Here is a 22,758-nt window from a genome sequence, read left to right as displayed (position 1 = left end):
CCCCCGACTCGGTTAGGCAGCGAATCGCTCCACGCGCAAGTGCTGGAATCGACGAGGGCTATGTCGAGTCGATAACGGTTACGGCGACGGAAACCGAAACCGGTCAAGGACCCGGCGGTCGGGCATTCCGCACGAGAACGTGCACGTGTGTCAGGACGTCCGCACGGACCCGGCGTTCGAACCTTGGCGTGAAAAGGCTCTGGACCGTGGCATCAAATCGGCTGCTGCGATTCCGCTGGTTAACGGTAATACGACGTACGGAGTCTTAGCCGTATACGCGTCCCGCCCACTCGCATTTAGCCACCGCGAACAAGCGGGGTTTGAAACCCTCGGTAAGGCCGTTGGATTCGCCATCAACGCCATTGAAAACCGTAGGCTCCTGTTCGCCGATTCGATCGTCGAACTTGAATTCGGGGTCACCGATCCCAGATTAGTGTTCGTCCGGGCATCTGAACAGTTTGATTGTGAGCTCAACATCACTGGCTACGTCGAGTCGGAATCTGGCAATTGGAGTGTGTACCTCACCGTCGACGGTGCTCCACCGGCAACTGTTTGCGACGTCGCAGCTGACGATTCAGACGTGGACGAAACTCGGGTTATCGCCGACGAGGAGGACACCGGAGTTCTCGAGTTCGTCATGAAGGAACCAGCCCTGAACAACATCACCGAACACGGGGGTATCCTTACTTCAGGGCATGTCGATGACGGGCAAGGGCGGTTCTGCATTGAAGCACCTCAGACCTCAGATATTCGCAGGTTATCTGACAGACTTCAAGCCGAATACCCTGACTCGACGTTGATTGCGCAACGTGAATTCGACCGCCCCGCCCAGAAAGCGCATGAGATACGCCAATCAGTCAACGATCAACTGACTGATCGGCAACTGGAAGCGCTCATGCGCGCGTATCACGCCGGATACTTCGACTGGCCGCGTCAGAATACCGCGGGCGACATCGCTGCATCGATGGATGTCGCAGAAACCACGTTCCACTATCACCTGCGTAATGCCCTCGAAACACTCTCGTCGGCACTCATCGGCCTCGAAAAGGACTGGGAGGTTTGACTGGATCGGCGTGGGACACAACAGGGACGTGATGCAGCGAACGATCCGTCGTTTTTAGAGTTCTTCGAGCGTCACGTCTGAAAACGTCAATAGATGGTGGTCCTACAGCGAATTGTGGTTGCCCTGTTGATTTCGCAGCCGGTCGAGGGATTGCGGTTGACGCTGGCCGGATTCTTCAGTGCCTGCGCTGGTCATTGGTGGACCCCTTCCGGAGAGGGCGAGTCCCGATACACGCGGTGTTAATGAAAAGCACCTCCTCAAACCATCTCTAAATAAATCGGTAGTCGCTCCGATTTCGGTTCTCACTAACCGAGCGGCGGAGGGAAGAACTGCTGCCGAAAGAAAATTTAGCTAACCAGTCGGTGATAGAAGCCCTGAAACACCCGAATTCGACTACCGCTTGCTCCTTTGCTCCACCTTGTTCAGGTATCTGAAATCCGTGACACAAACTAATGGAATAAATTCATTTTGGTAAATTCAGCCTTCCGAAAGCAACCGATGTGGACGTTTTCACGAGCCCACAAATAAACAAGCGTGTGCCACCGGCGGTGAAACATCGTCGAAACCCTCAGTCGACTGGACATTGCCGCAGTGATGCTGAATACACGGTCTGCATTCATGGCAGATTTTGGTCGATTATTTACTGAATGAGGCGCCGGAGGCATCGATGATTACGCAAGACGTTCGCTCACCTCATCTGCCGCTCGGTTGCCTGATCGAATCGCGCCGTCCATATAACCACACCACTGTGTTGCCGTTTCCGTCCCCGCCCAGTGGATACGGCCTACAGGTTCACGGAGTACTGATCCATAGGCGGTCATCGTCCCTGGCGTCATGTTTCCGGCGTAACACCCAGCCGACCACTGCTCGTTCGACCACGATTGCTCGACGTACTCGACTGGTTCCACAGCCCGATCCCCGAAATAGCGGGCGAAATCGTCCAACACACGTTCGCGTCGGTCGGTCGCGTCTCTCTCACTCCACGTGCGTGCCTGGCTCCCCACGACGAAGCCGACCAGGGCCCCAGTCGTACTCTCGGCGGCCAAATCGTCGAATACGAAACCGACGACAGCGTCTTCAGTGAGGACGAAGCCGGAGTAGCCGTCGCTCCTCCAGAACGGCTCCTCGTACGTCGCGATGCATTTGATAGTCGCGCCCATCGGCATCCGCTGTGTGAGCGCGTCCCGTCGGGCCGGGAGTGTCGGAGTGTAGGCGATTCGCCCGGCGAGCGTCGGTGGAATCGCCACTATCGCGAACGTCCCGGTGTACGTCCCACCATCGGATTCGACGGTCACACCCGACTCGTCCTGTGTGATAGCTCGGACCGGCGCTTCAAGATGCACGACATCGGCCAATTCGTCAGCCATCAGTTGGGACAGTTGCTGGGCTCCGCCTTCGATACGGCGTTCCTGGGCACCCCCCTCCACGCCGGTTATCGTCTCGATCCCGCCAGCGGCGTGGATGTACGAGAGGAAAAACAGGAGCGATATTTCGGATGGCTCGGTGGTGAACAGTGCCCGCAGGACCGTATCGAAGGCTGCTCTCGCCGCCGCCGTCTCGAGCGTCTCTCGTTTCCACGATTCCACGGTGGTCGCGTCCCACTCCTCGGCGTTCGGTGCGTCGTACGGTGCCTCGAGTGGAATCTGCGCTCGAAGCGTTTCGATCGTTCCGAACGCCTCCATCAGTTCCGAATACGACTTCGGTGGTAACGCCTGGAGTGCATCGTCGTGTTCGCTCACAGTGCCATCGATGGAAAGCTGGTCAAGTCCGTCGTCGAACTGTGGGACAGTGTCGAGGCCGAACTCCGCAACGAGTTCGTTCACCCTGTTCTGTGTCGGACCGATCCACTGACCGCCGAGGTCGACGTGTTCACCGCTCGCCAACCGGTGAGTTACTGTCCGACCGCCGACTCGGTCCCGGGCTTCAAGTACTGTTACTCCGTGACGGTCGTTCACGAGGGACCGAGCCGCGCTAAGCCCTGCTAGGCCAGCACCGACGATGATGGCGTCGAAACGCCCATATTGCCGTTCTGTCATGGTTGCTCCTCTTCGGTCGTACTCATCTCACCGGTTCTGGAAACCGCTATGAAGACAATGAATACAAATCCCTGTTCTACGCCGCCCCTGTTAACTGTTCACACTAACCACTGATCGAATGTCTACCAGATGGCAGATGTGAGACAGTGGTGACCCGCCCTCGTGGCCAAGTGATATCCTCCATACACGGCGCGCATTTTACAATTTTCTCAGTCTTCTGCGGACTGTCCGGAGGTGCGTTTTATGAATTTGGGACGTGTATAGTTAGCATGGAACATACTCGATTCACTCCCGATCTCGAACTTAACGAGCTTTCCCCGGACGAGGCCTTCGCCACGTTGGGGAACGAAATACGGCTAGACATCATCCGCGTACTCTGGCGGGCAGGTGCCACCTACGAATACGACGACGGCTCTGACGCCGTCGAGACGGTGTCGTACTCTGAGTTACAAACCGAGATTGAGATCGACGATAATGGGAAGTTCAACTACCACCTCTCGAAACTCGCACCCCATTTCGTCCGACGAACTGACGACGGATACCGGCTGAGCAGTGCGGGTAAGCAAATCGCCAGAACGGTGATAGCCGTATCCGGAGCGGGGCGCCTCGACTTCTCTCGGGAACTCGACGAGAGCTGTCCGTTATGCGGGGCAGCCGTTGCGGTCACCTACGAGGATCAATGGCTCCGAGTCAGGTGTACCGAGTGCTACGGATTGTTCGGCGATCAGGCACCGGCTGGGACGCTCTTCCTCACGAGCTATCCAGCAGCAGGTCTGACGACCCGTGACTCTGAGCAAGCACTCGCAACCGGACTCTATCGGTGTGCCCTGGACATAACCTATCTGATGTATGGTATCTGTCGTGAGTGTGCAGGACAGGTCTCGTCGTCGGTGACGGTCTGTGACGTGCACGAAGTGAAAAACGGTCTGCCCTGCGATACCTGTGGAACACCGTTCCCGGTTTGGGCAGACATGAAGTGTGATACCTGTGGGTTCGCCAAGCGGTTACCGGTCGAGATGTTCGCGACTGGTCTCGTCTTGGCGACCGAACTGACCGGCAATCCCGAGTTGGACATCGACTCACCGGCGGTCGACGAGGCCATCGAACTGCTTCAGAACAACGTCGAGACCGATGTCTCGACGAAGCCCCTCCGCGTATCGCTCTCTATCGAGGTCGAGACGACGGTGTTCACTCTCACGTTGGACGACGAGATGAACGTCGTCGAGTTCGATCGGGAGCCACGGACTGACACCGTTATTTCGTAATCCGGAGACGTCTGGCCCTGTGAGAGAAATGTTGTTCTCCTAACACATAAGTTCGATCTCAACGCTAGCACTAGCTGCTCGGATCAGAGCACGATCCGGCAACGTGGCGTCCGTTACGTGGAGGTGCCTCGAGCCGACACGAGCGGTGGAACGGACGACACAGAAGGTGGTGAATGACCATGACAAGCAACTCGATGCCGATCAGTGGGTGTACCACGGGGATAACTCCATGACCGTAGTAGATCACGGCAAGCAGAATCGCGTCCTCGATTGGGGCGGTTTCCCTGGCCGCTGGGAAATCACGCGTTCGACGGCGGACACGGACGGCGAACTGTTGGAAATGCGATTCGAGATCGAAACCGTCCCGGAAGAAGGCCCGTTCGTCCACACCCATCCACACGCCCAGGAGCGCTACGAAGTGGTTTCAGGTGTGCTGGAAGTGTACGTAGACGGGGAATGGATGGAGGTAACGGCTGGTGAGGAGCACACCGTCCCTCCAGGCACGGCCCATACGTTCAGGAACGCGACCCCCGCCGAGATCATAAACGTCCATGAGCCCGCCCTACAGCACGAGGTGTTCTTCCGCCGGTTCCATCAGCTCGTCACGGAGCGGGGTGTGTCGTTGCCTCCGGAGGGATTCAACGACATCCTGCTGTTAGCGATGCTGACGACGGAACACGAGGACGATATCTACGCGGTGAGCCCGCCGCATTGGGTCTTCAAGGCCCTGACTGTCCTCGGACGGGTGTTGAGATACCGTCTGCCTGACTAACCGACACCACAGATAACACCAGTGACTTCCAGTAATGCGATTCGAAATCGACAATGACACGATCATCAGATCATCGAACGGAGAAACCAGACGAGTCGAACAGTCAACCGATCTGCCGACGCAGAACCGTCCTCAGAGCCACCGGACTCGGCGCGACACTCCCGATATTCGGAGAAGTTGCTACGGCGAAAGAGAGTGCCTCTGAACCGCCAAACGAGCGGGATGAGGCCGATACTGCCAGCCCACCGACTATCCACTCCCACTTCGGCTATTCAGGGACGACTGATGACGAGATTCCGAACCGTTTAGAGCCGGACGAAACCGTCGAACTCCACGCCGACGAGGACAAAATCGACGATTCGAATCTCCCGGCCCTGACGGTTGAGTTCGGTGCGTTCCACTTCGCTCCCGTGGGGCTTCACGTGGAGCCGGGGGCAATCGTCGAATTCGTATTCAACACTCCGGAGCACACGGCGACGGCGTACCATCCGGGTCAAGAACGTCAGCAACGCGTTCCCGACGGCGTTCCGGCGTTCTCTTCGACGGTCAACGAGCATCACGGGTTCTGGCTCTATCGCTTTGAGGAAGAAGGCGTATACGACCTATTCTGTGCCCCGCACGAATGGGGTGGGATGGGCATGCGAATCGTCGTCGGGGACGGTCCGGGTGGTGTCGTGCGGGCTCCCGGCCGTCCACCGCTTCCGATGACCGCCGCACTCCTCGGGACGGGACTAGGCGGAGATATCGGCCATCCAGCCCTGGAGCCGCAGAACATCATCGACAACGGGCCGATCTCTGGGCACGACTTGGGTATCGATCTCGAGGTGACGATAACGGCCCCAAGTCCAACCTGATATCTCGCCTATTTTGACTGCTGCTGTCTATAAACGAGTTGGAATGGGGTGAAGGATACAGTCACCGTATGCAGTACGTGAGGCCTGTCTGCTGAAAGATGCCTGTGTTATCGATGGTCGATCGACGACCGAAAGGGCAACTGTCGGAAGCAGAAACAGCTACTCAAACAGCAATAGAAGCCCTGAATCTCCCCAATTAGACTACCTGCTTTCCCGTTGCTCCACCTTGTTCAACTCTATCAGCAACCGAAAGATCGCCTTGACGAGGTTCGCGTCGACGTCGAACCGATCCGCGTTTTCGCCCGCTCGCTCCATCACTCGAGCCTCTTGCGTTTCGTCTGTCGTGGGTAAGTCCTCGGCGGCTTTTACTTTCGCAATGGTGTCTGCGACGTAGGTTCGACGCGCGATCAGCTCGACGAGGTCCTGGTCGATCTCCTGGATCTCCTCGCGTAGCTCCTCGAGGTCCATCTCCTCGGGCACCCGTCCCTCGTCGTCCGGTTCGTCGGCCGTTGTTTCTGAATCGTTCGTCATAACGTTGTGGCTCCCTCGGTTCGCGTTCGAACCAATCGCGTCGTCCCCGGTCTGTCTCGCCACCGCTCACTCACCGTCTCGAGTGCGTCTCGATCACCGACGGCCACGTAACTCGGGCCCGTCCCGGAGAGTGAGACGCCCGCAGCGTCCGGAAGCGCCTCGAGCATCGGTTGAGTCGAACACTCGAGGGCGCCACAGAAGGCGAAGCCGTTGACGGTCATCGCCTCGGCGTAGCGGCCGTCGAGGGCGAGTTCGGCGACGAGGTCGGCCATCGAGTCGATCCGTTTGCAGGCGTCGACGTCGGCGTCGGCGCTGAACGACTGTTCCGGTGGGGTGTAGATGGCGGCGTGCCGTGCGAAGTCCGATCGGTCGTGCTCGAGCAAGCGGTCCTCCGTGTTGTCGGTGATCGTGACGCCCCCGAGCATGCTCGCGCTCGCGTCGTCGAGCGCTCCGGTGACGGTGACGCCCGCGTCCCTGGCGGCCTCGACGCCGACCAGGCAGGCCTCGAGTCGGTCCACGTCGTCGGCGAGTCCGAGGGCGTCGAGCGTCGCGAGCACGGTCGCGTTGGCGGCGGCGCTCGAGCTCTTGAGCCCCGAGGCGAGGGGGACCTCGCTCTCGGTCGCGACCGTTCCGCCCTGGATCGACTCCTCAATATCGGCCGCCTCCCGGTAGTGCTCGAGCGTGCGTTCGACGCAGCGTTCGATCAGCGTAGTGTCGGCGTCGGGAGCGCTCTCGATTGTTCCGGAGACGCCCTCTGAACCGTCGAGTTCGACCGTCGCGGTCGTCTCGAGGTCGATCGCGAACGCGGCGCCCGTGCCGGTCGCCAGGGCGTTGAGTATCGTCCCAGCAGCGGGTGTGGTCGCCCGGCCGTCCATACGGTGTCTCTCTTGCACGGACTATTTACGGCTGATGGTCGGTGCGGTTCTGGCCGCAATCGCCGAGTCGCCGGTATCGGTCGGTAGCAGTACCATCGTGCGTCGCCAGTAGCAGCGTCTGGGTGCATCGCCGGTAGCAGCGCCATCGTACCGCCCTCGAGGGCCACGGGCAGTCCGTGGTGCTTTTGCCGCCCGCCCCCAAGAGGTGCGTATGAGCACGCGAAGCAACGTCGCCCCGAGCACGCTGCCGGTCGAACTGGTCGACGGTGGCGTCGTCGTTCGCTACCTCGACGGACGGGAGACGTTCTACAACGGCGTCCCGGAACCGAAGGCGGGAAGCGTTCGGTCCCCGCCGGGAAAGGAGGTGCACGTCCTGGTCACCGATCCCGACGGCGTCGAAGGCGTGATGACCTACGTCAACGATCGAAATACCCACGAGGACATCCTCGAGGCGACGGGTGTCGGGCGAGTGATGCTCGAGTCGACGGACGAGGAGGAGTTGTTTCCCGGGGTTACCGTGACGACCGAGGGGTACTCCGTTCGCGTCGAGGCGGATCACGACGTCGTCGACGGCCGGGTGTTCGTCTTCGCCGAGGACGAGATGAGCGAGCACGCGTACGAACTGGTCGAGGGAGACGGTCGAGACGAGCGAGGCGGGCCAGACGAGCGAAACGAACGAGACAGGTCCGAGTGATGCCGCTACGAAAACAGTGGCAACCCCTCGAGCGCTCGACCGTCGCGCAGGCGCCGGATCGTCCGGGTGTCTACGAACTCGGCGACGCGGACGGCGAGGTCCGAACGATCGACTCGGGCGTCCTCCAGGACGAACTCAAGACGGCGCTCGCCTACGAGAGCGCCGACCGGGTGCGCTGGGAGGCGACGCACACGCTCGAGGAAGCCGAGAACCGAGCCGCCGAGCACCGCGCTCGAGCCGGTCTCGAGGAGTAAGCGACGACGTCACTGCTGGCCGAGCGTGACTCGTACCAGACTCACTGGATGTACGACGGACCTTCGGCGTCGCAGTGTCGTTCGTGTTCCTCGGCGTCGTCCTGGAGGTCGAACAACAGGCCGCACTCCTCACACTCGTACCAGGTGGCGTCGTCGCGCTGGGTAGTGACCACCATACCATACCATGGCACGCGAAGGGGGAAAACCGTTACTCCGGCAGTGGGTCACGGACGGCGACCAATTATAGAATTCTAGCGCTCTTCATTCGAGCGGCCGGCCCGGTCCGCCGCGGTCTCGAACCCGAGTTCGGACTGCTCGAGCGACCGACGACCCTCGCGTTCGGCGAGTGCCTCCGGATCTGGGGCGACGTTGTCGGTGATCCGCGCCCACGAGTTGTGCACCTTCGCGTGACACCACCGACAGAGGTAGATCGTAATCTCGTGACCGACGGTCTCGCCGTCTCGAGCGTAGGATAGGTGGTGTTCCTCGAGTAGCGGGCGCTCGCCGGAGATGGTCGACTCGTCGGGAACCTGGCCGAGTCGGCGTTCCTCAAGCCCGCAGCGAGCGCACTCGCGTTCGGTCGTCCGGGACCGGAAGTGGGGACACGCGGCCCAGGAAGAGGGTTGGCTCGCGTCGCTCGCCTCGCCGTGATCGTTCGCGTCGAGCCCGTCGATACCATCGCTCGCGTTCGACGTCGGCTCGCTCGCACCGTGACATCCGATACGGTCGCCTTCCGCGTCGGCGACCACGCACGCGTAGTCGGCCTCGGCTCGCTCGCGGGCGAACTCGGGGTCGTGCTGGTAGTGATCGAAGGCGTACCGGCACTTCCCGTCGCTGGTGAGGTAATCGCAGACGCCGGCGAACGCGTAGGGATCGTCGACACCGACTGAGGTGCCCCGTGGCGTCTTCTCCATACCACTGTGTACGCTCGAGCGAAGTTGAATCTGTGGTCTGTGCCCACCCTCGGTGCCGATACGCCTTTTACCCTGCCGCCACCACTCGAGTCCGTGCCAGTCGTGTACGACCCCGATGGTGCGGCGCGGACGCTCGCGACGACCGTCGACATTGCCGACTCCCTCCTCGAGCAGACTCGCGGGCTGATGTTTCGTCGCTCACTGCCCGACGACTACGCGCTCGCCTTTCGGTTCGAGCGGGCGAAAACCCGCGACATCCACATGCTGTTCGTGTTCGTCCCGCTCGACGTAATCTGGGTCGCGGACGGCGTCGTCCAGCGGGTGGAAACCCTCCGGCTGTGGCGGGGTTTCGCCCGGGACCGGGCCGACCTCATCCTCGAGTTGCCGGCGGGTGCCGCCGACGTCGTCGAACCCGGCGAGCGACTCGTTCTCGAGGCTGATTCCAACCGAAACTGATCCGCCGTCGTGTCAGCCCGCCAGCGACGATTGGCAGGTAGTGCCGTGACCGGCGCCTTTAACCACCGACGGGGCCACGGCTGAGATACAATGACACGAGACTCGTTCTCACCGTCAGAGGATAGAGGAAGTCGGGGCGACCCGGCTGGCCGCGAAATTCGCCGATAACGCCTTTTCGACCGATCCTATGACCCGCCCACCTACCCCGATTACGGACACGTCCGTCGAACTGCTGGATACGACCCTCCGAGACGGCGAACAGGCCCCCGGTGTCTCGCTCTCGCCGGACGAGAAAGTCGAAATTGCCCGTGCTCTCGAGCGCGCCGGCGTCGGCGTCATCGAGGCCGGGAGCGCCTGTACGGGTGCTGGCGAGCGCAAAGCCATCTCGCGCGTGACCGACCTCGGCCTCGAGGCGCGCGTGACGAGTTTCTGCCGCGGCGTCAGGAACGACGTCGACCTCGCCCTGGAGTGCGACGTCGACGGCGTCCACCTCGTCGTGCCCGCGAGCGACCGCCACGTCGAGGGCAAGGTCGGAAGCACCCGCGAGGACGTCCTCGAGACGACCGCCGACCTGGTCGGGTACGCCGCGGATCACGGCCTCTGGGTCGAAGTGATCGGTGAGGACGGCTCGCGGGCCGACCTGGACTACCTCGAGACGCTCATGGCGACCGCCCTCGAGGCCGGAGCCGATCGAACCTGCTTCGCCGACACCGTCGGCCACACGGGTCCGGAGCGAACGGCGGAGGCCGTCTCCCGCTTGGCCAAACTCGGGCCGGTCAGCGCCCACACCCACGACGACCTCGGGCTGGGCGTGACCAATGCACTCGCCGCCGTCTCCGCGGGCGCCGACCTGGTTCACTGCACGGTCAACGGCCTCGGCGAACGCGCCGGGAACGTCGCCCTCGAGGAGGTTGCCATCGCGCTCGAGCACGTCTACGATGTCGAAACGGTCGAACTCGAGGAGCTCTACGACCTCGCCCAGCGCGTCGCCAGGGCGACGGGCGTGGAACTGGCGCCGAACAAGGCCGTCGTCGGGCAGAACGCGTTCACCCACGAGAGCGGCATCCACACGGACGGCACCCTGAAGGACGACAGGATGTACGAACCCTACCCGCCCGAGACGGTCGGGCGAGAGCGACGACTAGCGCTCGGCAAGCACACTGGCCGGGCCGGCGTCAGAGCCGCGCTCGAGGAACACGGCGTCGACGCGACCGACGAGCAGGTCGGGACAATCGCCACCCGCGTCACCGAACTCGGCGACCGCGGGCGGCGGGTGACCGACGCCGACCTCCTCACGATCGCCGAGGACGTCACCGGCGCCGACCGCGACCGGACGGTCGAACTGCTCGACCTGAACGCGACCAGCGGTGGCGCAGTGCCCACGGCGAGCGTTCGACTCTCCGTCGCTGGCGAGGAGCGCATCGCTTCGGGAACAGGGTCCGGTCCCGTCGACGCCGCCGTCTCCGCCGTTCGCGAGGCGATCGGATCCGCCGCGGACGCCGACCTCGAGGCCTACCACGTCGACGCCGTCACCGGGGGCACGGACGCGGTCGTCACCGTCGAGGTCACGATGGCTCGAGACGACCGCAGCGTGACGGTCGCCCGGAGCGAGGCCGACATCACCCGCGCGAGCGTCGAGGCGATGGTCGACGCGCTAGATCGGTTGCTCGAGGACGAAGACGAGCGGCAGGTCGTGGCGTCGGCCGACGACTGATCGACGTTGCCTGGCCAACTGGGCAAGGCTGGCCGTCTTTGCCGGGCAATGGAGCCGCGTCGTAACGGGTGACGAACGGGATCGAGTCGCGTCTCAGTAGATCCGATCCAGGTCAGACTGCTCGTAGCTGTGTTCCTCCGCGGGGAACGCCTCGCCCTCAACGGCTTCGACGTAGCCCTCGACGGCCGATTCCATCTCCTCGCGGACGTTTCCGAACTGCTTCGAAAACGAGGGACTCCACTCGCTGATCCCCACCGCGTCGTGGAACACGAGCACCTGTCCGTCGCAGTCTGGCCCCGCACCGATACCGATCGTCGGAATGTCGATCGCGTCCGTGACCTGCGCGGCGACGTTCGAGGGAACGTGCTCGAGGACGAGCGAGAACGCGCCAGCGTCCTCGTGGGCCTGAGCCAGGTCGACGATCGCTCGGGCGGACTCCTCGTCGGTTCCCTGGCGGGGGAAGCCACCGTACTGGTTGACGTGCTGGGGGGTCAGCCCGAGGTGGGCCATCACCGGGATGCCGAGCTGGACCATCTTCTCGGTGAGGTCGACGGTGTGTGGCCCCGACTCGAGTTTGACTGCCTCGGCGCCTTCCTCTTTGAGCATGCGTCCGGCGTTCTCGAGACTCTCTTTCTCGTCGACACCGAAGGAGAGAAACGGCATGTCAGCGACGACGAGGGCGTCCTCAGTCGCGCGGGAGACGGCGCCGACGTGGCTGGCCATCTGATCGACGCTCACCGGGAGCGTCGTCTCGTACCCGAGGGTCGTGTTGCCGACGCTGTCGCCGACGAGAATCACGTCGACGCCGGCTCGATCGACGATGCGGGCGGTGGGCGCGTCGTAGGCGGTGAGCATCGTGATCGGTTCCGTTCCGGCCTTCTCGCGAACATCACGAACCGTTGGCATACCACGACGGTCGCCCTCGAGCGAGTAAACGTCACTGTTTCTGGGCCAGAGCGGGCTCGAGACGGTCAACCGAGTTCCGAACCGAGAACTCGAAGCAGGCGCCGTCGAACCCGTTTCGTCCGCGTTCGCTACACTCGACGGTCCAGCCGTGTGCGTCGGCGATCTGGGTAACGATCGAGAGCCCGAAGCCCGTTCCATCTGCCCCGGTCGAATACCCCGAATCGAACACGCGTTCCCGTTCCTCCGGTGGTATTCCGGGCCCGTCGTCGACGACGTAGAAGCCCTCGTCGCTCGAGCCGACTGCGACCGATACCGTCGGTCCGGCGTGTTCTACACAGTTCCGAAAGAGATTCTCGAGGACCCGAAGCAATCGATCTCGATCAGCCTCGAGCGGCCGATCGTCGACGACCGTCAGCGTCGCCGCACCCGTGTCGACGCCATCCCAGGCCTCGCGGGCGACGGCCTCGAGCGACAGCGTCTCGGTCTCGGTTTCGTCGACGGTCGATCCCTCCCGTGCCAGGGTCAACGCGTCGTCGATGATCGCCTGCATTCGGTCGTGTTGCGTTCGAACGACGTCGAGGGTCTCCCGTTCGTCCTCGTCGACGGACGACTCGAGGATGTCGAGATACCCGGCCGCGACGTTCAGGGGGTTCCGGAGGTCGTGACTGACGACGCTCGCGAACTCGTCGAGGCGAGCGTTCGTCCGCTCGAGTTCGCGTTCGTGTTGCCGTCGGTGGGTCACGTCCTGGATCATCACCAGCGTGGCGTCCGACCCGGTCGTGATCGGTTCGCTTCGAATAGCTACGTGCTGTGTGGTTCCCGCCCGTTCGATGGCGAGTTCGTCACGACCGGTTTCGACGATCGCTTCGACAGTTTCGGTGCCGAGTCGGACTCGGTTGGCAGATGCGCCGATGAGGTCTGCATCAGGGTTGGACCCCTCGAGCATGCGCTCGGCCGTCGCGTTCACGTCGACAATGCGCCCCTGTCCGTCGAGCACGATGACGCCGTCGCGCATCGTCTCGACGACGGATTCCCGGGCGACTGGTACGATCTCGAGCAATTGATAGCGAAAGATGCTTCCGGCGATGGCCGCGCCGGTAACGGCGAACGCAACGGGTGTCCAGTTGACCATCTCGGATCCGGTTACCTGCGTGTAGAAGACGTTCACCAGGAACGGAATGAGCACGGCGGTGACGATGACGGCCGCCTGTTTTCGGTAGAGTCGACGGGAGGTGTAGGCAACGTGTGAAACGAGGGCGATTCCGGCGAGAACCAGGCCGTACGCGTAGACGAGGTGGAGGTCGTACGCCCACCCGGCAGTGAAGGTGATGAAGACGCGTCCCTCACCGAGACCGACGTCAGTCATGAACCAGCCGTGGTATCGATTCGTCAGCATCGCCAGGAACGCGAACGCCGGAACAGCAGCGAGCCAGCCAATCGTCCGCCGGGTGAGGTGTCGCCCGTACCCCGCGTACTGGGCAGCGAAGGCGAACCAGGTCAGGGGTAGCGCGAACGTCGAGAGGTAGCTCACGCCAATCCAGAACCAGGTCACTGACTCGCTCACGCTCGTGTACGCCCCTAGCGATCCGAGCGCCCAGACGCCGATCACCGACATCATCGCCGCCAGTAACGTCGGCAGTCGGTCGCTACGTTCAGAGCGGCTCCGAAGGGCGTACAATGCGACGCCGGCCGAAAGCATCGCTGCGACGAGAAGCGCGATCACGTACGCGATTCGCTGTTCACTCATCCGGGGCCCCGGCCGGAGTCGCCTTCATACCGATACGATTCACCGCCACCACATGAACCCGCTGGCCGTCCGAGGAAGAAGGGCGAAGCCAGTATCGTTAAGCCCGCTCACTCGAGACGTCCGCGTGTGCCTCAACGCGTCGAGACGAGTTCCCCGGAGGGCGTCGATTACGGCTGGGTGATGCAAGTCACGTTCGTCACGACGATCGTAGTCGGTGCCCCGCTCGTCGCCCTCGCGTCCACGACTGTCGACCTGCCGACGTGGAACGCTCGAGCGGAGTTCGCCATCCGGGTCGGCGCTGTCGTCTGGGTCTTCACCGCGCTCGCCGTCTTCGTCTATGCGAAGCGAGTGCAGGGTCGGTAGGCTGTCGGTGCAGGGTCGGCAGGCTGTCTGGACCTTTCCCATCCGTATTTTGCCGACTTCCCTCTGCGCAAACCGTCGACCTCGGGGGCTACCGACCGTCGACCTCGAGGGCTACTGACCGTCGACGTACTGAAATCTCGCACCCGCTCGGTTCGCCGTCTCTTCGTCGCGCGGAGAGTCGCCAATGAAGAGCGTCCGCGAGGGTACCGACTCGAGCGTGTCGATCACCGTGAGCAATGGGTCCGGGTGGGGTTTTCGCGTCTCGACGGTGTCTCGGCCGACGACAGTGTCGACGGCAGACGCGAGCCCGTGTTCCTCGAGAGCGATTCGACACGCCGCTTCGCAGTTAAGCGAACAGACGCCGACAGGGACGGACTCGGCTCGCCGCTCGAGGTCGTTGGCGTGAGCCAGTCGCGTGGATCGGCGCGCACCCTCGCGTTCGTGGTCGGCGATCGTCGACTCGACTTCGGCCGCGAGTCCGACGTCGGGCGCACTGGCCAACAGCGACCACAGGTTGGATTCCGGCGGGTTGACGTCCGCCGCGAGGTACACCTCGCGTACGTCTCGGGTGACTACGGCCCAGTCGACCATGAGGTGGACGAGCGTCCCGTCGAGGTCGTAGACGACCGCGTCGTATCCATCGGCGTTCACGAACGACGAGAGGAACGAGAGGGGGATAGTGGCTTCGGTCGCCGCCGGCACCCTGGATCGAGAACGGTGTTTCGAGGGGTGCTCGAGGGCTACTCGACGGCCATTCGGAACCGCCAGGAGAACGCCTTGAGGGCTGTGAAGGCTACTCGAGAACGCTGGGGGAACGCCTCGAGGCCAAGTCAGAGGCTACTCGAGCAGGTGACGGGCGATGATCTTCTTTTGTATCTCGGTCGTCCCCTCGTAGATCTCGGTGATTTTGGCGTCCCGGTAGAGGCGCTCGACCTCGCCTTCGGTCACGTAGCCGTAGCCGCCGTGGATCTGGACGGCCTCGTTGGTGACGGACATCGCCGACTCGCTGGCGAAGTACTTTGCCATGCTCGCGAACATCGCCGCGTCGCCCTCGTTCGCGGCTCGCTTGCGGGCCGCTTCCCGCGTGAGCAGGCGCGAGGCCTCGATTCTGGTCGACACCTCCGCGAGCTTGTGCCTGATCGACTGGATGTCGCCGATCGGTTGGTCGAACTGCTCGCGCTCCTGGCTGTAGGCGATGGCCTCGTCGAGGGCGCTCTGGGCGAGTCCGACCGACTGGGCGGCGATGGCGACGCGGCCGCCGGTCAGGATTTCGAAGGCCGCAGAGAGCCCCCGCCCCTCCTCGGTCAACCGATTCTCGGCCGGGATTCGAACGTCGTCGAAGTGGAGTCCCGTCGTGTCGCTCGCCCTGAGTCCGAGTTTGTCCTCCTTCTCGCCCACGGTGAGTCCGTCCGCGTCGGCGGGAACCAGGAACTGCGTGACCGTCGAGGGGTCGTTTCGATCGGTCTTCGCGAAGAGGACGATCACGCCTGCTCGCTGGCCGTTCGTGATCCACTGCTTGTCGCCGTTGATGACGTACTCGTCCCCGTCTCTGACGGCCTCGGTCGTCATCTCGGCTGGGTTCGACCCGGCGTGTGGCTCCGAGAGGGCGAAGGCGCCGACCGGTCGCCCGGTAGCCATCTCCGGTAGCCAGCGATCCTTCTGCTCGTCGTCGGCGAACGTGGCGATACACGAGGTCGCCAGACAGTGGACCGAGAGGGCCGTCGCCACCGCCAGCATCCCGTAGGCGACCTCCTCGTTGACGATGGCGTAGGTGATCGGATCGGCATCGTACCCGCCGTATTCCTCCGGAACCGTCAGACTCGTCAGGTCCATATCCGCGAGGCCGTCCCAGACGTCCTCCGGGAACGTCTCCGTCTCGTCGGCCTCGAGTGCCGTCGGCCGGATCTCCTCGAGGGCGAACTCGTGCACCACATCCCTGACCGCCTCCTGCTCGGCCGTGAGTTCCATGCCTCGTGATCCGTGGCAACGGCAAAAAATGCCTCCGGTTTGCGTTCCTCGCTTCCTTCTCCCCTCTCCTCTTCCCGCCGATCGGCAGCGAACCAACCTCCGACGAACGCGGGCGACGAGGAACCCGGCGAGTCTCCTACAGCAGGTCCAGCGCCTCGAGTTCGGTCTCGAGCTCCGCCGTACTCGCCTCGTCTTTCAGCCGCAGCGGACTCCGGAGCGGTCCTGCGTCGAATCCACGAAGCCGGAGCGCGGTTTTGACGCCCGACATGTACGCACCGCCGGTCTTGAGCGCGTCCCGGACGTCGTAGACGCGACTCTGGAGTTCACGGGCGCGGTCCTCCTCGCCAGCGTCGTAGGCCTCGTAGAGGTCGACCACGAGTTCGGGAAAGACGTTCGCGACCGCGCTCACCATGCCCGAACAACCGATCTCGAGGCCGGGGAAGAGCAGCGAGTCCGATCCGGAGAGGAATGTCAGTTCGGGGTGAGCGTCGATCGACTGGGCGAGCCACGGGACGTCCTTGCTCGAGTCCTTGAGACCCGCGATTCCGTCGATCTTCGCCAGTTCGTCGAGGGTCGACCGGGAGATGGCGTTCCCCGTTTTACTCGGGATGTGATAGATGTAGATCGGGAGGTCCGTCGCCTCGGCCACCCGACGGTAGTGCTGGAGGGCAGCGTCGTGGTCGACCGGGTAGTAGTACGGCGTCACGACGACCAGGCCGTCGACGCCGACGCGCTCGGCGTGGGTTGCGTGCTGGACCGTCTCGTGAGTGCTCGGTGCGCCGACGCCCGCGATCACGGGCACCTCACCGTTGATCTCCTCGACCACCGCTTCGACCACGCCCCGTTGTTCGTCGGCGGTCAGCAGGGGGAACTCGCCGTTCGTCCCGAGCGGAAACACGCCGTGGGCGCCGCCGTCGACGACGAACCGGGCGTGGGCCGCCGTGGTCTCGTAGTCGACCGACTCGTCCTCGTGAAACGCCGTGACCGTCGGGGGAACGACGCCGTGGACCGAGAGCGGGTCCGCCGTTCCAGGATCGTGATTCGACATACCCGCAACTCAGTCCGGCACGGCTATAAAGGACGGCGATGCCGGCAGGGCTTCCGGCGCGAGCGATGCCGGTGTCAGCTTTATACGGGCGTTCGTGATAGAACCGGCTATGGCAGACGAGGTCACCGAACTACTGACGAAGGCATACATCGACGAACTCGAGACCGTGATGAACTACCTGACGAACGCGATCGTCCTCGACGGCGTCCACGCCGAGGAGGTCAAAGAGAGCCTCGAGGCGGACGTCGAGGAGGAACTCGAGCACGCGCGGATGCTCGGCAACCGGCTGAAGCAACTCGACGAGTCCCCGCCGGGATCGATGGAGTTCGAGGCCCGCCAGTCGAGCCTCCAGCCGCCCGAGGACACGACCGACGTCCAGTCCGTCATCGAGGGCGTCCTGGAGGCCGAAGAGGACGCCATCGAGACCTATCGCGCGCTGTTCGAGGCGGCGGGCGAGGCGAACGACCCGGTCACGGAGGACGTCGCCGTGACGATTCTGGCGGACGAGGAGGCCCACCGGACGGAGTTCCGCGGGTTCCAGAAGGAGTTCCCGAACGACTGATCGGCTTCGACGTCGTCGCGAACGACTCGAGAATCGACACTCGAAACGAGTCGATCGGACCGACACGTGTTTTACCGATGCCCGAGCAGGTCACCTATGACCGTCGACGCCGTGCTCTTCGACTTCGACGACACGTTCTACCCCTACGAACCGTGTAACGGGGCGGGAAAAAACGCCGCTCACGAGGCCGCCCTGGACCGCGGCTACGACTTCGACGACACGGAATTCGAGGCGTTCTACCAATCCGGTCGCCGCGACGTGAAACGCGACCTCGCGGGGACCGCGGCGTCGCACAACCGCCTGCTGTACTTCAAGCGCGCGCTCGAGCGCCGCACGGGCGAGCCCCGACCGTCGGACGCGCTGGCCCTGGGCGACGCCTACTGGGAGGGGTACCTCGAGGCGATGGCGCTTCATTCGGGCGTCCGGGAGACGCTCTCGACCTTGCGCGAGGCCGGCGTCGACGTGGGAATCGTCACGAACCTCACCACCCGGATTCAACTCCGCAAGATCGAGCGGTTGGACCTCGCGGACGCCATCGACTTGCTCGTAACCTCCGAGGAACTTGGTCAAGAAAAACCCGCCTCGGCCATGTTCACCTACCCGCTGGCTCGACTCGAGTGTCACCCGAGCGATGCGGTGATGGTCGGCGATTCGATCCACTCGGACGTCGTCGGCGGAAACGCGATCGGTCTCGAGACGGTGTTGTTCGACGCTGCGGGCGAGGAGCCGGACGATTCCGATCCCTCTGAAATCGACGACCGAATTCCGGACCACAGGATAGATCACTTCGGCGACCTAACGGACCTGTTACTGTGACTGAGAACGTGATCCTCGAGACCCAGCGCGAGCAGGTGGTCGAGCACGCGAGCGACCTCGCGTCGCTGACCCCCGGCCGAACCGGCAATTTGAGTGTCCGCGGCGGCGACGGCGACGCCTTCGCGATCACGCCGACGGGCGTCCCCTACGACGCGTTCGACGTTGACGACGTGCCGGTCGTCGGCGTCGACGGCGAGCACCGCGACGGGGCGATGAAACCCAGCAGCGAGGTGCCGATGCACAGCGCCATCTACCGCCGCGAGGACGTGGGCGCCATCGTCCACACCCACTCGCCGTGGTCGACGACGCTGGCGATCGCCGACGAACCCCTGCCGCCGATTCACTACATGATCGTCGCCGTCGGCAAGCGCGTGCCGGTCGCCGAGTACGCCCCCTACGGCACCGACGCGCTGGCCGAGAACATCGTCACCGCAATGCGCGAGGCCGACGCCACCGCGAGCCTCATCGAGAACCACGGCCTCGTCGTCACCGCGCCGGACCTCGAGACGGCCCTCGAGAACACGGCCCACGTCGAGAGCCTCGCCAGGATTTATCTGGAAGCTCGCTCGGCCGGCCTCGAGCCCCAGCGACTTACCGACGAGCAACTGGAGACAGTGCTCGCGAAGTTCGAGTCCTATGGCCAGCAATAGCGAGCATCGGGCGTTCGATAACAGTTTGCCGTTTCATTCGACGACCTGCTGACCTACCAGCCTTGTTGTCATTGCTCGTTACGGATAGGTAGTGATTCGAAATTGGAATCACAACGATTACTTCGAAGGAGGCACACGAACGTGTTCATGCCCCCCGACCAGAGTCCCACTGTGGAGGACGCATACGACAAACTGGCGGAGACGTACGAGACGCAAGAAGAGGACCCGTACTGTGCGGATCTGGAGTTTCCTGCGACGACGGAACTCGTTCCAAACGTCGCAGGCAAACGAGTCCTGGATGCGGGTTGTGGACACGGTCGGTACGCAGCGTGGTTGGCCGAGAGGGGAGCGGACGTTCTCGCTGTCGACAGGAACACCGAGATGCTCGAACAGGCGAGACGACGAATCGGCGACCGAGCAGAAATTCGCCGGGCCGACATCATGTCGCCTCTCGAGTTCGCCGACGACGGGACGTTCGACGGTGTCATCTGCGGCCTTTCGCTCCATTACGTCGAAGACTGGCGACAGCCCTTCGCGGAGTTCGCTCGCATCCTCCGACCAGGTGGATTCCTCGTGTTTTCGGCACAACATCCAGTCGATGAGTACATCGCGTTCGAGGCCGAGAACTACTTCGACGTCGAACGGGAACGGATGACGTGGTCCGCCTCCGGCGAGGACATTGAGGTCCCCTTCTATCGTCGGCCCTTTTCTGAAGTCGTCAACCCGCTCGTCGAAACCGGGTTCCAACTGGACGAACTGGTCGAGCCGAAGCCGAGAGAGTCCTTCAGAGAGAAAAAGCCAGAATCGTACGAGAAACGATTGAGATACCCGACGTTCCTGTGTGTTCGGGCGTCGAAACCCGAATAACGAGCTACCGGAGTTATCGCAATTGATCCGTTTTCGACGCTCTGTCGAGGCCACCGCTCGAGAACCGCTCAGTCGCGGTCGGCCAGCAACTCCTCCGCCGTCACCAGCGCCTTCATCTCGAGGCCCGCGGCTTCGACGTTCTCGCGGCCGCCTTCCTGCCGGTCCACGACGACGAGCGCGCGCTCGACCGTCGCACCCGCCTCGCGTAGCGCCTCGACCGCCTCCACCAGGCTCGTCCCCGTCGTGACGATGTCCTCGACGACGACGACTTCCTCGCCCTCCTCGAGTCGGCCCTCGATCAGGTTCGCCGTCCCGTAGTCCTTGCGCTGTTTCCGGGCGATGACGTAGGGAACGTCCGCGGCGACGCTCGTCGCAGCCGCCAGCGGGACGCCGCCGAGGGCGACCCCGCCGAGTTTCGCGTCGGCCTCGAGTCGCTCGGCGAAGGCCTCGGCGATCAACTCGAGACAGCGTGGGTCGGTTTCGAAGAGGTACTTGTCGACGTAGTAGTCGCTGGTGCCGCCGTGGGAGAGTTCGAACTCGCCGTATCGAACCGCGTCGGCGTCCCGGAGCGCGTCGATGAGTGCCTGGTTCGTCATTGGCGAGAGTGGGGCGGCGAATCGAAATAAACGATGTGATGCGCGCTCGTGGCCGAAGGGGCTCGAGGTCAGATGCACGTTCGGAGGTCGAGGAGTGTATTTGCGGTCGGATGCACGTCCGGAGTTGACTCGTAGGGGCAACACTCGAGGCCGGCACTCCAAGTTGACTCACAAGTCGAAACTCGAGGCCGGCACTCGAGCGGCCGACCCGAAGAGCTGGACGCGACTCGCTACCAGGGCTCGTCCTTCAACCCGAGTCTGTACGCGATCATATTCGTCGAGACGTGCAACAGCGGCGTAATGACGACGACGACGAGGATGACTTCCCATGTGAATACGGACAGGAACCAGTCGATGTCGAGCAGGGCCGTCACCGGGAGCGAGACGATGACGAAATCCAGCTGGTCGACGACGGGAAACATCGCCCCGCGGTCCCGGCCCGTTCGACGCTTGAGAAACGACGCGAGAATGTCCCCGAGCATCGCCCCGCCGGCGAGTCCGAGCGCCGCGAGCGGCGTGAACGTCGGCACCTCGAAGTCGAGCGCGGCACTCGCGTCACTGGCGATTAGCGTCAACACCGCCGCCAGGATCAGGCCGATCGTCGTCCCCACCGCCGTTCCCCGCCAGGTCTTGCCGTCGCCTAGCAGTCGCTTACTGTTGAGGGTTCGACCGCCGTCGATCGGCCGACCGCCGCCGGCGAGCACCGCCGCGTTGTTCGGCACGTACGCGGGCACCATCGCCCAGAACGCGACTACGATCGTCTCGAGTACTGCCATGTCACCCTCGATGCACCGGTGGCTCTTAACCGCTGGTGGTTCTCGCGTGCCGGCCGGAGGCATCGATGACCGAAGACGGTCGCAGGCACGTCGATAACGGTTACAGGTGACGATCCCTCAACGAAGACGAATCACAAACTGCCAAATAAGAGGGGGACACACGTTCGATTATGATCCCGCCCATCGCGAATCGGTTCGTCGCCGGGGAGTCACCCGCAACGGCCCTCGAGCACGTGCGGACCCTGAACGACCGGAACATCAACGCCATCGTCAACCTGCTCGGCGAACACTACGACTCCCGGTCGCCGGCGGCGGCCGACGCGGCCGAGTACCGATCGCTCGTCGCGGACATCGGCGACTCGAGTCTCGAGGCCTGCATCTCGGTCAAACCCTCCCAGATCGGCCTCGACGTGGGCGAGGACGTCTTTCGCGACCTGCTCGAGGAAATTGTCGCGGAGGCCACAGATCGAGACGTGTTCGTCTGGATCGACATGGAGGATCACACGACGACTGACGTCACCCTCGACGCCTTCGAGGCGATGACGACGACCTACGACGGCAACGTCGGCGTCTGCGTGCAGGCGAACCTCGAGCGGACTCGCGAAGACGTCGAACGCCTCGCCGACCTGCCAGGAAAGGTTCGATTCGTCAAGGGGGCCTACGACGAACCGGCCGAAATCGCTTACAAGGACAAAGCGGCCGTCAATCGCGCCTATCGGGAGTTGCTCGAGTACGCCTTCGAACACTTCGAGGACGGCGTCGCCGTCGGCAGTCACGATCCGGCGATGATCGAGCACGCCATCGACCTCCACGAGGAGTACGGGACCGACTTCGAACTCCAGATGCTCATGGGCGTTCGCGAGGACGCCCAGGAGGAACTCGCGGCGGAGTACAAGATGTGGCAGTACGTTCCCTACGGTGGCCGGTGGAAGTCGTACTTCTACCGACGGGTCATGGAACGCAAGGAGAACCTGTTTTTCGCCCTGCGGGCGATCCTCGACCGGTAAAGGGAAGGGCTGATAACCCCGTAG

General features: G+C 63.2%; 26 protein-coding genes. 14 read left to right on the top strand and 12 right to left on the bottom strand.

Features of this window, described 5'->3' with window-relative positions; translation table 11 throughout:
• The first annotated feature begins 145 nt into the window (after nt 1-145).
• A complete protein-coding gene (locus tag AC6I65_RS10390) occupies nt 146-1,063 on the top strand; it encodes a bacterio-opsin activator domain-containing protein (protein WP_497901826.1) in 918 nt (305 codons plus the stop codon).
• A gap of 671 nt (nt 1,064-1,734) precedes the next feature.
• Here the strand turns inward: AC6I65_RS10390 and AC6I65_RS10385 are convergent.
• Nucleotides 1,735-3,099: a flavin monoamine oxidase family protein gene (locus AC6I65_RS10385; RefSeq protein WP_497901825.1), complete on the bottom strand. Its 1,365-nt coding sequence runs from the start codon at nt 3,097-3,099 to the stop codon at nt 1,735-1,737.
• A gap of 170 nt (nt 3,100-3,269) precedes the next feature.
• Between AC6I65_RS10385 and AC6I65_RS10380 the strand changes: the two genes are divergently transcribed.
• From AC6I65_RS10380 to AC6I65_RS10370, 3 genes are all read left to right on the top strand, one after another.
• Complete coding sequence (locus AC6I65_RS10380; RefSeq protein WP_497901824.1) at nt 3,270-4,364, top strand: DUF7351 domain-containing protein; 1,095 nt, start codon at nt 3,270-3,272, stop codon at nt 4,362-4,364.
• 145 nt (nt 4,365-4,509) lie between these two features.
• Nucleotides 4,510-5,136 carry a cupin domain-containing protein gene (locus AC6I65_RS10375; protein WP_497901823.1) on the top strand — a complete coding sequence of 209 codons (627 nt, stop codon included), beginning with the start codon at nt 4,510-4,512 and terminating at the stop codon, nt 5,134-5,136.
• A 53-nt stretch (nt 5,137-5,189) separates the two neighbouring features.
• The gene (locus AC6I65_RS10370) at nt 5,190-5,990 is read left to right on the top strand and encodes a cupredoxin domain-containing protein (protein WP_497901822.1); all 801 of its coding nucleotides are present in this window, start codon (nt 5,190-5,192) and stop codon (nt 5,988-5,990) included.
• A gap of 201 nt (nt 5,991-6,191) precedes the next feature.
• On the opposite strand, the gene AC6I65_RS10365 is transcribed toward AC6I65_RS10370, so the two are convergent.
• Both AC6I65_RS10365 and AC6I65_RS10360 read right to left on the bottom strand, forming a co-directional pair.
• A complete protein-coding gene (locus AC6I65_RS10365) occupies nt 6,192-6,521 on the bottom strand; it encodes a chorismate mutase (protein WP_497901821.1) in 330 nt (109 codons plus the stop codon).
• Nucleotides 6,518-7,396: a shikimate kinase gene (locus AC6I65_RS10360; RefSeq protein WP_497901820.1), complete on the bottom strand. Its 879-nt coding sequence runs from the start codon at nt 7,394-7,396 to the stop codon at nt 6,518-6,520. Before AC6I65_RS10360 ends, AC6I65_RS10365 begins: the two co-directional genes overlap by 4 nt.
• 211 nt (nt 7,397-7,607) lie before the next feature.
• On the opposite strand from AC6I65_RS10360, the gene AC6I65_RS10355 reads away from it, so the two are divergent.
• Together AC6I65_RS10355 and AC6I65_RS10350 are read left to right on the top strand one after the other, a co-directional pair.
• Nucleotides 7,608-8,090, top strand: a complete 483-nt coding sequence (locus AC6I65_RS10355) for a DUF5796 family protein (protein ID WP_497901819.1) — start codon at nt 7,608-7,610, stop codon at nt 8,088-8,090.
• A complete protein-coding gene (locus tag AC6I65_RS10350; protein ID WP_497901818.1) occupies nt 8,090-8,344 on the top strand; it encodes a DUF7508 domain-containing protein in 255 nt (84 codons plus the stop codon). Before AC6I65_RS10355 ends, AC6I65_RS10350 begins: the two co-directional genes overlap by 1 nt.
• 41 nt (nt 8,345-8,385) lie before the next feature.
• Here the strand turns inward: AC6I65_RS10350 and AC6I65_RS10345 are convergent, their stop codons facing one another.
• Together AC6I65_RS10345 and AC6I65_RS10340 are read right to left on the bottom strand one after the other, a co-directional pair.
• Nucleotides 8,386-8,520 (bottom strand): DUF7128 family protein, encoded by a 135-nt coding sequence (locus tag AC6I65_RS10345; protein WP_312908162.1) that lies wholly within the window; start codon nt 8,518-8,520, stop codon nt 8,386-8,388.
• A 75-nt stretch (nt 8,521-8,595) separates the two neighbouring features.
• Complete coding sequence (locus AC6I65_RS10340) at nt 8,596-9,258, bottom strand: DUF7097 family protein (RefSeq protein WP_497901817.1); 663 nt, start codon at nt 9,256-9,258, stop codon at nt 8,596-8,598.
• Nucleotides 9,259-9,351: 93 nt separating this feature from the next.
• On the opposite strand from AC6I65_RS10340, the gene AC6I65_RS10335 reads away from it, so the two are divergent.
• A complete protein-coding gene (locus AC6I65_RS10335; RefSeq protein WP_497901816.1) occupies nt 9,352-9,714 on the top strand; it encodes a DUF192 domain-containing protein in 363 nt (120 codons plus the stop codon).
• Between the two features lie 187 nt (nt 9,715-9,901).
• A complete protein-coding gene (locus tag AC6I65_RS10330) occupies nt 9,902-11,428 on the top strand; it encodes a (R)-citramalate synthase (protein ID WP_497901815.1) in 1,527 nt (508 codons plus the stop codon).
• A gap of 93 nt (nt 11,429-11,521) precedes the next feature.
• Here the strand turns inward: AC6I65_RS10330 and panB are convergent, their stop codons facing one another.
• Nucleotides 11,522-12,334 carry a 3-methyl-2-oxobutanoate hydroxymethyltransferase gene (gene panB / locus AC6I65_RS10325; RefSeq protein WP_497901814.1) on the bottom strand — a complete coding sequence of 271 codons (813 nt, stop codon included), beginning with the start codon at nt 12,332-12,334 and terminating at the stop codon, nt 11,522-11,524.
• Between the two features lie 31 nt (nt 12,335-12,365).
• On the bottom strand, nt 12,366-14,081 hold the full coding sequence (locus AC6I65_RS10320; RefSeq protein WP_497901813.1) for a sensor histidine kinase: 1,716 nt from the start codon (nt 14,079-14,081) through the stop codon (nt 12,366-12,368).
• 126 nt (nt 14,082-14,207) lie between these two features.
• Here AC6I65_RS10320 and AC6I65_RS10315 point away from each other — a divergent pair, with 126 nt between their 5' ends.
• Nucleotides 14,208-14,444: a DUF5822 domain-containing protein gene (locus AC6I65_RS10315; protein WP_497901812.1), complete on the top strand. Its 237-nt coding sequence runs from the start codon at nt 14,208-14,210 to the stop codon at nt 14,442-14,444.
• A 111-nt stretch (nt 14,445-14,555) separates the two neighbouring features.
• Here AC6I65_RS10315 and AC6I65_RS10310 read toward each other — a convergent pair whose 3' ends face one another.
• The 3 genes from AC6I65_RS10310 to AC6I65_RS10300 form a co-directional block, all read right to left on the bottom strand.
• A complete protein-coding gene (locus AC6I65_RS10310; RefSeq protein WP_497903194.1) occupies nt 14,556-15,035 on the bottom strand; it encodes an HAD family hydrolase in 480 nt (159 codons plus the stop codon).
• A gap of 246 nt (nt 15,036-15,281) precedes the next feature.
• Complete coding sequence (locus tag AC6I65_RS10305; RefSeq protein WP_497901811.1) at nt 15,282-16,412, bottom strand: acyl-CoA dehydrogenase family protein; 1,131 nt, start codon at nt 16,410-16,412, stop codon at nt 15,282-15,284.
• Between the two features lie 136 nt (nt 16,413-16,548).
• The gene (locus AC6I65_RS10300) at nt 16,549-17,460 is read right to left on the bottom strand and encodes a dihydrodipicolinate synthase family protein (protein ID WP_497901810.1); all 912 of its coding nucleotides are present in this window, start codon (nt 17,458-17,460) and stop codon (nt 16,549-16,551) included.
• 109 nt (nt 17,461-17,569) lie between these two features.
• On the opposite strand from AC6I65_RS10300, the gene AC6I65_RS10295 reads away from it, so the two are divergent.
• The 4 genes from AC6I65_RS10295 (at nt 17,570) to AC6I65_RS10280 (ending at nt 20,355) form a co-directional block, all read left to right on the top strand.
• Nucleotides 17,570-18,022, top strand: coding sequence for a ferritin-like domain-containing protein (locus AC6I65_RS10295; RefSeq protein ID WP_254156588.1), 453 nt, complete (start codon nt 17,570-17,572; stop codon nt 18,020-18,022).
• A gap of 96 nt (nt 18,023-18,118) precedes the next feature.
• Nucleotides 18,119-18,838 carry a ribulose-1,5-bisphosphate 5-phosphatase gene (locus tag AC6I65_RS10290; protein ID WP_497901809.1) on the top strand — a complete coding sequence of 240 codons (720 nt, stop codon included), beginning with the start codon at nt 18,119-18,121 and terminating at the stop codon, nt 18,836-18,838.
• Between the two features lie 8 nt (nt 18,839-18,846).
• The gene (locus tag AC6I65_RS10285) at nt 18,847-19,488 is read left to right on the top strand and encodes a ribulose-1-phosphate aldolase (RefSeq protein ID WP_497903193.1); all 642 of its coding nucleotides are present in this window, start codon (nt 18,847-18,849) and stop codon (nt 19,486-19,488) included.
• Between the two features lie 147 nt (nt 19,489-19,635).
• On the top strand, nt 19,636-20,355 hold the full coding sequence (locus AC6I65_RS10280) for a class I SAM-dependent methyltransferase (protein ID WP_497901808.1): 720 nt from the start codon (nt 19,636-19,638) through the stop codon (nt 20,353-20,355).
• A 68-nt stretch (nt 20,356-20,423) separates the two neighbouring features.
• On the opposite strand, the gene pyrE is transcribed toward AC6I65_RS10280, so the two are convergent.
• Nucleotides 20,424-20,951, bottom strand: coding sequence for an orotate phosphoribosyltransferase (pyrE, locus tag AC6I65_RS10275; protein ID WP_497901807.1), 528 nt, complete (start codon nt 20,949-20,951; stop codon nt 20,424-20,426).
• A 230-nt stretch (nt 20,952-21,181) separates the two neighbouring features.
• On the bottom strand, nt 21,182-21,727 hold the full coding sequence (locus AC6I65_RS10270; RefSeq protein WP_497901806.1) for a CDP-2,3-bis-(O-geranylgeranyl)-sn-glycerol synthase: 546 nt from the start codon (nt 21,725-21,727) through the stop codon (nt 21,182-21,184).
• A gap of 170 nt (nt 21,728-21,897) precedes the next feature.
• Between AC6I65_RS10270 and AC6I65_RS10265 the strand changes: the two genes are divergently transcribed.
• Entirely contained in the window at nt 21,898-22,734 is an 837-nt protein-coding gene (locus tag AC6I65_RS10265) for a proline dehydrogenase family protein (RefSeq protein ID WP_497901805.1), read from the top strand.
• Nucleotides 22,735-22,758 lie beyond the last annotated feature (24 nt).

Source organism: Natronosalvus sp. KLKA75, assembly GCF_059736265.1.
The sequence above is the reverse complement of the archived record's forward strand: the minus strand, read 5'-3'. Positions and strand labels throughout refer to the sequence as shown.